The following is an 8915-nucleotide window of genomic DNA, read 5'->3' on the forward strand; positions in this document are numbered from 1 at the left end:
ATTTTTGCTAAATGACATTTCGGTGGGCGAGGAGGAGACCGCGCCTTTTGCGGAACGATACTGGAGCCTGATCGATACTCTGCTGCTCGATGAGCGGGATACTTACAGAATCTCAGATTAAGTCACAAATCGACAAATCAATTATCGAAAAATTAATACCTTACGAATGGTGTGCTGGACTTAATCAGAGGTTCCTGAAGTCAATGAGATAAAATAACAATAAATTAACCGCGGCGAGGTAATACTCATGCTGGTGAAAATATAACGAAAATGCATGGAACTATGAACGACATCAAGGCAGACGACATCGATGGTATGCGCCTGAGGCAAAGTGAGGAACGCCTTCGTCTTGCGACCGAATTCGCCGAGATCGGTTTTTGGGACGTAGACATGATTGTCGGCCAGTTGACTTGGCCACCTACCGTGAAAGCCATGTTCGGCATCTCTCCAGACGTTAGCGTGTCGATGGACGATTTTTACGCTGGACTTCACCCAGAAGATCGTGAATCGACGGGGGCCTCATTCGCTGCTGCATGTGATCCGCAACAACGGGCACTCTATGATGTTGAGTACCGGACCGTTGGAAAAGAAGATGGCGTCGTTCGCTGGGTTGCCGCCAAGGGCCGCAGTATTTTTGATGAACATGGTCGATGCCTTCGAGTTATCGGCACAGCGATAGATATTTCAGCGCGTAAACGGGCTGAGTCAGCTTTACGCGAAAGTGAAGCCAGATTGCGAGCCGTAACAGAAAATGCGAACGTTGGCCTTGTAGTGGTCGATTGCGATCATCGGTATCGATTCGCAAACAGAGCTTACAACCAAATTCTTGGACTATCCACCTCAGATTTAGTAGGAAGTCGTGTCTGCGACGTTCTCCCAGATGTCTACGATGATCAGATTCGGCCGCGCTTAGACCAAGCGTTTGCTGGACAAACCGTCATCTATGAACTCACCATCCCCTCGGACGAAACGCGTCGGCGACGCAAGTATGCCGTCACGTACGAGCCAGGGTGCCAGAACGATGGCACCGCCATTGTAATAGTGGTGATTTACGATGTCACTGAACGTGAATTCGCCAAAGAGGAGGCAGAACGCTCGCGACGCCTTTTAGAAGCATTCATCGAAGCAGTACCCGGTGTAGTGTACGCGAAAGATTTACAAGGGCGAATGCTCCTGGCAAATCACGGCCTAAGTGAAAATATTGGCAAGCCGCCTGAAGAGTATCTGGGTAAAACTGACGCACAATTCCTTAATGACAGCAAACAGGCAGCTATTGTCATGGCGAACGATCAACGCGTGATGAACAGCGGCGTCATGGAGCAGGTTGAAGAGGGGGTGCGCCGTCCAGATGGCACGGATACGGTATGGTTGTCCACTAAAGCACCATTGCGCAACGATTTGGGTGAGCTTATTGGCCTCATAGGCTCTTCTATCGATATAACATCCCGCAAACTCACTGAAGCTGCGCTAAGTAAAAGCGAGGCGGCTTTACGCATGTTTGCCGATGCAATACCGACCCTTGCCTGGAGGGCACACGCAGATGGCTGGATTTTTTGGTATAACCAGCGATGGTATGAGTACACTGGAACAACACCTCCTGAAATGGAAGGATGGGGCTGGGAAAAAGTTCATGATCCAGCAACTTTGATGGAAGTGAAGACTCGTTGGACCCAATCCATCGCGACGGGCACTATTTTCGAAATGACTTTTCCTCTCAGGGGTGCTGATGGGGAGTTTCGTCCATTTCTTACAAGAGTGGTTCCGATAAGAGATGCTGACGGTTGCATCACACAATGGTTTGGTACAAACACTGACATCTCTTCGGAACGCGCCATTCTATCCAAACTAGAAGTCAGCGAAAAACGTTTGCGAGATGCGGATCGACGCAAGGACATTTTTCTCGCCATTTTGGCCCATGAACTTCGCAATCCGCTAGCGCCGATCCGTAGCGCTGCTAGCATCTTAGCTTCACCTAAACTAGAGTCAAAACAATTGACTTGGGTAAGTGAGGTCATCCAGCGACAAGTGAAGCACATGGGCTTGTTGCTCGATGACCTGCTGGATGTTGCGAGAATTACGCAGGATAAATTAGAGCTAAAAGCCGAAGAAATTGCCCTATCTTCCATTGTTGATTCTGCAGTAGAAACCGTCAGGCCTTTATTTTTAAAAAAGAACCACCAATTCATTCTAGACGTGCCCATTGACGACACTGTGATGTTGCATGGCGACCCATTACGATTAGCGCAAATCTTATCCAATCTTTTGACTAATGCTGCAAAGTACACAGCAGATGAGGGGAGAATTGAGCTTTCGGCAAAGGTAGATCATTGTGTTTTGCGATTGTCTGTGAAGGATAATGGACTCGGCATCGCGCCAGAATCTCTTACTGACATATTCACCATATTCTCGCAAGTTGAAGAGGCCGCACAACGTTCTGAAGGAGGCCTGGGCATAGGGCTGGCATTGGCAAAAGGTCTGGCCGAAATGCATGGTGGCACAGTTGAGGTCCACAGCGCAGGGCTTGGAACCGGTAGCGAGTTCATCGTGACATTGCCGATAGTCCTACCTCCTGCAGAGGTCACTCAGGACAGCCCTACTTCTACAACTGCCGCGATTGCTCGGCGCATATTAGTAGCAGATGATAACGAGGATGCTGCGACTATGCTTGGTTGTGTGATCGAATTAGCTGGTCACGAAGTTAATGTAGTCTATGGAGGAAAAGCAGCATTTTCTGCGGCGCGGGACCTCCTCCCAGATGTAGCGATTATTGACATTGGTATGCCTGATATGGATGGTTATCAAGTAGCACAGGCAATCAGATCTCAATCTTGGGGCACTGCAGTTAATTTGATCGCATTAACGGGATGGGGACAAGAAGAAGACAAACGCCGCACTGCTTTAGCTGGATTCGACGAGCATTTGACGAAACCGGTCGATACCACTCAACTCCTTTCAATTATTTCATCTTTTAGAAGTAACAAAAACATTAGTACTTAGATACAAGAATAAATTTTCGTTTTAATTTCACTGAAAACACAGTTCCATTTGTTATATGCCGCCATTTCCAAATCGATGACGGATTATTTCTAAATTTTCTTAAAATTAACCTATACGCATTTTTTTCTTAACGTGCTTTAGCTAATCTCAAGAAGGACGCTGAAAATCGCACCATGTCGTTGCACCATCCTGTATTTGAGTAAATCACCTTCCAATTCATAGTATTTTTAAAAAAAATATCGATATATGAAAATAAGTGCAACGTCAATGCATAGAGCGACAATTTTTTTGGTTTTTTCCTTAGGATTTTTTGTGAGCGTTGGATGGCTTTTCCAGATTGAATCAATGGTGCGAGTGTCCACTGGTTCGGGAGTCATGGGAATAAACGTCGCATTATTATTTATTGTTGCCGCTGTCAGCCTTCGACGCTCTCAACAAAAAAACATCTCCAGGTATTTTCAAAAAATATGTGGATGGATATTAATAATATTACCCAGCCTAATTCTTTTTGAGCATTGGCGAGACATCGACATCGGTATCGATTGGGTCGCGCTACATTCAACAGTCAAAGACGGTAGTCTACATCCAGGACGAATGGCGCCAAATACTTGCGTAGCATTTCTATTGACCGGTATTGTCGCTCTCAGTTTCTCAAGCAAGCATCTAACCAAACGCATACAGCGGTTGATCAGACTACTCAGCTATCTGATAGTAGCAATTGGATTCATTGCCTTGGTTGGATATATTCTCACTTTGGAAGAGATGTACACGGTAGCTACATTTAACCGCATGGCGGCCTCCACTGCTGTGGGAATAATTTTGGTCGGATCAGCTGTTCGATTTCGTCTTCAGCAAGAACCAACGTATTTAGATAAATTACCTCCCCGACCCGACCTCCATATTACAAAAATTGCTGCGGTAGTGCTGACTACCGTAGCATTATTTACCGGACTCATCGGCTTCACAGTATTGAAGCATGGGTTTGAAAGTTCGATGTCAGACGCATCATTGCGTACTGTCAAAAACAACGCAACTGCAATTTCAAATGCCCTTCATCAAAAGATCACTTTGGCCTCAACCATAGCCGCGCGCCCTGCATTGCAAAAGGACTTATTTAAGATTAACAATGATCCCGGCGATATAACATCTTTGAAGCATGTGAAAGAAGTGAGTTCAAGCTATGTGCCTTTTGGCATATCAGGTATTGATATCATTAACGCCAATGGACTGTCCTTGTCCTTGGATGGAACATTGATAAATCAAAATTCCATCATGGCAATTCCATTACAAGGCCCGGTAAATGCATTTTTGCTTTGGCATCATGGATTCGTTCTTTATACTCAGCATAATGTGCAAGTCGATGGAATATCTATTGGCAAAGTGCTTGTGGAGCAGCGTATGCTTGAGTTGGATGACATGCTTCGTAACGTCGAAGCTGGCAATGAATCTACAGATTTTCTTTTGTGTGGACGAAATCTCGATGATGCTTTGTGTTATCCAAGCAGGTTTTACAAAGCAAATTTTCGTATTCCCATCTACAAAAATGGAAAGCCCTTTTTGGCGATTTCAAGGGCGTTACTCAAACAAACTGGTGTAATGTCTGTAACAGATTTACGGGGAAACTCTGTTCTTGCAGCTTACGCTCCTGTTGGAGATTGGGGTTTAGGTATCGTTTTGAAATCCGATGCGGTGGAGCTTTACGGACCGATAAGGCAGCGCCTTAATATATTTTTTGTGCTTTTAATTGCAGTCATTATTGCAGGGACTACTTTTTTACGGTCACAAATATTGCCACTTGCGCGTAGTCTTGTAAAAGAAAAGCGCAGAATGGAGGTGCTTCTGGAAAATACGCACGAAGCGTTTTTTGAAATTGATCAAGTTGGCGTAATTTCTGACTGGAATACAGAAGCAGAACGTATTTTTGGCTGGTCACGTACCGAAGTAGTCGGCAAGCCATTGACGAAAATATTTAATCCATTATCTGAACAGCGGGAACAAAATATAGGAATTATCCACCTATTAGAAAATGCTGATGTCCCAACAGGAAATAAGCGCGTCGAATTGCAGGTATTGCATCGATCAGGCAAAACATTTCCTGTCGAAGTAACCATAAGCTCAGTTAAAACTGGCGATGAAATAAGTTTGACAGCTTTTGTACACGATATTTCTGAGCGTAAGGAAGTTGAGAACGCTTTGCGCGAGAGCGAAGAACGGTTTCGTACCTTTATGAATTACAGCACTGCCGTAGCCTTCTTGAAAGATGAGGACGGAAGAATGCTATATGCTAATCGTGCATTTGAAGAGGCATTTGGGCTACGAACTGAAGATTGGATAAACAAAGTCGATGCCCAATTGTGGCCTGAGGACATCGCGAATGCCCTCCGAAAAAATGATCTGGAAATATACGCAAAAAATGAGCCTCTCACGCTGGAAGAGATCGTCCCTACAATACAAGGATCTCAAACATGGATTGCACATAAGTTCCCGTTAATATCTGTGTTAGGTAAGCGTTTTATAGGCGGTATTGGTATCAATATAACTGAGCGAAAGCAAGCAGAAGAACAAATTTTTCGCGAAAAAGAAAGTCTCCGCATTACCTTGAACTCCATTGGCGACGCCGTAATCACTACAGATATGGTGGGGAAGGTTACCTACTTAAATCCAGTAGCCGAACAGATGACCGGATGGAGTAATCAAGAAGCTGAGGGGCAAGCGCTAGAGTCAGTTTTTCACATTGTTAATGAAAATACTGGAGAGGTCGCGCCAAGCCCCGTAAAATTTGTGTTATTGAACCAGAAAACAGGCGGCCTGGCAGAATTTACGACACTCATCCACCGCAACGGTGAGCGCTTCGGGATTGAAGACTCCGCAGCCCCTATCAGAGATCGCGAGAATAACATCATAGGCGTAGTGCTCGTATTTCACGATGTCAGTAAGGCACGTAAAATGGCAGCTGAGATGACCTATCAAGCGACACATGACGCATTGACAGGTTTGATCAACCGGCGGGAGTTTGAACGCCGTTTAGAATTCGCTGTCCAGACCGGAAAGCAAGGTGACAAACAACATACCATGCTCTATCTTGACTTGGACCAGTTCAAAATCGTGAACGACACTTGCGGGCATGTTGCAGGTGACGAGCTTTTAAGACAACTGACAACATTAATCGAAAGCCAGTTACGCAAAAGCGATACATTGGCTCGCTTGGGCGGCGACGAATTTGGGGTGTTGCTAGAGAGTTGTGGAACGGAACCTTCATTGCGGATCGCCGATATCCTCCGTCAAACAGTCAGTGATTTTCATTTTGTGTGGCTAGACAAAGTATTTCCTATTGGGGTAAGTATCGGTTTGGTAACTTTTAGTAACGGTGGAATTACCATTGCTGACGTTTTACGGATGGCTGATGCTGCATGTTATGTTGCCAAAGATCGAGGTAGGAATTGCGTCCACGTCTATTCCGAAGGAGATCATAAACTTTCACAGCGTCACGGTGAAATGGGATGGATTGGTAGAATTCAGAAGGCATTAGATGAAAATCGTTTCGTGTTGTACTCTCAAAAAATTATGGCGATTAATCAGTCTGAAAAGCAAGTCGACCATTATGAAGTACTTCTGAGATTGAGAGATGAACTGGGAGAACTCATTCCACCTATGGCATTTATTCCTGCGGCTGAACGGTATGGACTAATGCCTCTTGTGGACAGATGGGTGATAAAAACGGTTTTCGAGAAACTCTCGTCATTTGATCCTTTAGATGCAGGTTTTTACACTTGTTCCATCAATTTATCTGGCAACTCGATTTGCGATGAAAATTTCCTGGGTTTTGTGAAAGAGCAATTTGCGTTTTATCCAGTTTCACCACGTAATATTTGTTTTGAAATTACAGAAACAGCAGCCATTGCCAGCTTAAGCCAAGCTGTGACTTTAATGCGCGCGCTAAAAGACATAGGCTGTCGATTCTCACTTGATGATTTCGGCAGCGGTATGTCATCCTTTGCTTACCTTAAACATCTTCCGGTGGACTATCTAAAGATTGATGGTAGTTTTATTAAAGACATAATCAGCGATCCTATCGATCGTACAATGGTTGAGTCGATTAATCACATCGGGCATGTGATGGGAATTAAGACAATTGCTGAGTTTGTGGAGAACGATGAAATATTGGCCGCACTTCGCGAAATGGGCGTGGACTTTGCCCAAGGCTATGGAGTAGCTAAGCCTGCTCCGTTATAAAATTTTGTCGTAAAGGTGGTGCTTTGTTGTTTCATTTAATAAACAAGCTTTATGAAAGAATGAGTGTGATCATCACCACCAATCTGGGGTTATCAGAATGGGGATCTGTATTTGGAGATGCAAAAATGACGACTGCATTGCTTGATCGACTCACTCATCACTGTCATATAATCGAGACTGGGAATGACAGCTACCGATTTAAGAACAGTTCAATCCAAATAACCGTCGGGGAGAAAAAGACCAAACTAGCCTCAACGTAACCCATAAAAGACATTAAAACGAGCGGGTCAGAATTTGATGCACCCCCGTGTGGTCAATTTTAAGTGCAAATCAACATCCTCACGATGGGACAACTTAAAAAGTAGGTGAAAACACTCTGCAAGATAGCGGAGATTACGCACCGTAGTCAAAGAGATTCATTTTCCTTGTGTCGCCATAGTGGTCATGAAGGGGGAGAAATAGTCGATTAAGTTCCATGATAAGTCAGTCCTACCCCCCACGAATGGTTGACATCGCTCCTGTTAAGACCTTTTCGGTATCCCACGTCTATGTCGAACTTATTGTTTGGATTAAATATTAATCCTGCGATACAGAAAAGTGCTGGTTGATGTACTGTGTAGTCCGTGTTTCGGGAGGCTCCTGTTTCAATAACGAACTTGGCTTTGGAGCTGGCATCTACTAAAACGGCTGCTGACGTATTCCACAATTTATTACGTACTCCGATCATATTGTCGTTATAAGTAATCCCTGTATTCGTAAGAACAGTATATTTCATGCTACTGTAAGTTGATATCATATAAGCGCTATATCCGAGCCTTCCATTCCCCAGGCTCTTGTTGCTATTGCCCGTTGGAAGATTCAATTGGGGTCGTACGGCAAAGCTCCAGGTACCGCGTTTGTAGAATCGCCACTTAATGTAAGCAGAGGAGTCCCCCATTCCTTGATTAGAGGCGGCGTTAGGGTCTTTTAATACTTGGTAATTGAAATTAATCGCCGCATCCAGGGTTTCTTGTAATCCATACGTATAGGTAAAATTGGCCTGCGTTTGACGTATATTCTCACTCCTGACACTGTCATCACTATTTAACTCCAACTGCATTTTTTGATAACCCTGAGTCCTCGTATCGTCACTCATCAAAGGGTGTGCTGCTCGAGCAGAGTGAGTCGACATGGTAAATAGGCTCGCCAGGATGAGATGGATAGTCAGCGAGTGACAATCGTTGGTACGTGATTCTTCGTGTGATGTCATATTTGGCCATTGAGAAGTATGAATTGGCGTGCATTAAAATGTGCCAATTTATGAAATAAAGACAGATATCAGATTGTCCACAGTGCCATTTCATCTTTTCGAGATTTTTTTACGGAATAAATCGCTCGAAAGTACATTTATATACTCATCTTGAAACTTATAGAATGGCGTTGAGGCTGAGAACGAAAAAGAGCAGCTTCCAAACTTGAGCACTGTTCACTATTTTTAGAATGAAGTTTAGAGTAGATAAAGCGATTGTCTCGTGAATAAGTTTATCGTACGATAATAATCGATTGATGTAATATTTAGGGAATCTCTGATTAAGTAAACGCATTCTGATTCAGAAACGTTAATAGAAGCATCATCCACAGTCAATCATTAAAGCCATGAGACAGACTACATTTGCCCAAGGAAGCTTTGAACGTTACGCCAAGAC

At 44.2% G+C, this 8915-nt stretch carries 3 protein-coding genes and 1 pseudogene; 3 read left to right on the forward strand and 1 reads right to left on the reverse strand.

Annotated elements, in window-relative coordinates:
* The first annotated feature begins 282 nt into the window (after positions 1 to 282).
* The 3 genes and pseudogenes from ACO0LF_RS29985 to ACO0LF_RS29995 all read left to right on the forward strand — a co-directional run.
* Complete coding sequence (locus ACO0LF_RS29985; RefSeq protein WP_423020846.1) at positions 283 to 2997, forward strand: PAS domain-containing protein; 2715 nt, start codon at positions 283 to 285, stop codon at positions 2995 to 2997.
* Positions 2998 to 3243: 246 nt separating this feature from the next.
* On the forward strand, positions 3244 to 7230 hold the full coding sequence (locus ACO0LF_RS29990; RefSeq protein WP_423020848.1) for an EAL domain-containing protein: 3987 nt from the start codon (positions 3244 to 3246) through the stop codon (positions 7228 to 7230).
* An 8-nt stretch (positions 7231 to 7238) separates the two neighbouring features.
* Positions 7239 to 7490 (forward strand): annotated as a pseudogene (locus ACO0LF_RS29995) (ATP-binding protein); the annotation flags it as partial.
* A gap of 206 nt (positions 7491 to 7696) precedes the next feature.
* Here ACO0LF_RS29995 and ACO0LF_RS30000 read toward each other — a convergent pair.
* Positions 7697 to 8365 carry a transporter gene (locus ACO0LF_RS30000; RefSeq protein WP_423020850.1) on the reverse strand — a complete coding sequence of 223 codons (669 nt, stop codon included), beginning with the start codon at positions 8363 to 8365 and terminating at the stop codon, positions 7697 to 7699.
* Between the last annotated feature and the right edge of the window lie 550 nt (positions 8366 to 8915).

This window comes from Undibacterium sp. Di27W (assembly GCF_049340345.1).
Classification (GTDB): Bacteria; Pseudomonadota; Gammaproteobacteria; order Burkholderiales; family Burkholderiaceae_D; genus Undibacterium.

Excerpts from the sequence above, each read along its gene's own strand:
- ACO0LF_RS29990 (WP_423020848.1), top strand. The coding sequence starts at position 3,244 with ATGAAAATAAGTGCAACGTCAATGCATAGAGCGACAATTTTTTTGGTT.
- ACO0LF_RS29985 (WP_423020846.1), top strand. The coding sequence starts at position 283 with ATGAACGACATCAAGGCAGACGACATCGATGGTATGCGCCTGAGGCAA.
- ACO0LF_RS30000 (WP_423020850.1), bottom strand. The coding sequence starts at position 8,365 with ATGAGTGACGATACGAGGACTCAGGGTTATCAAAAAATGCAGTTGGAG.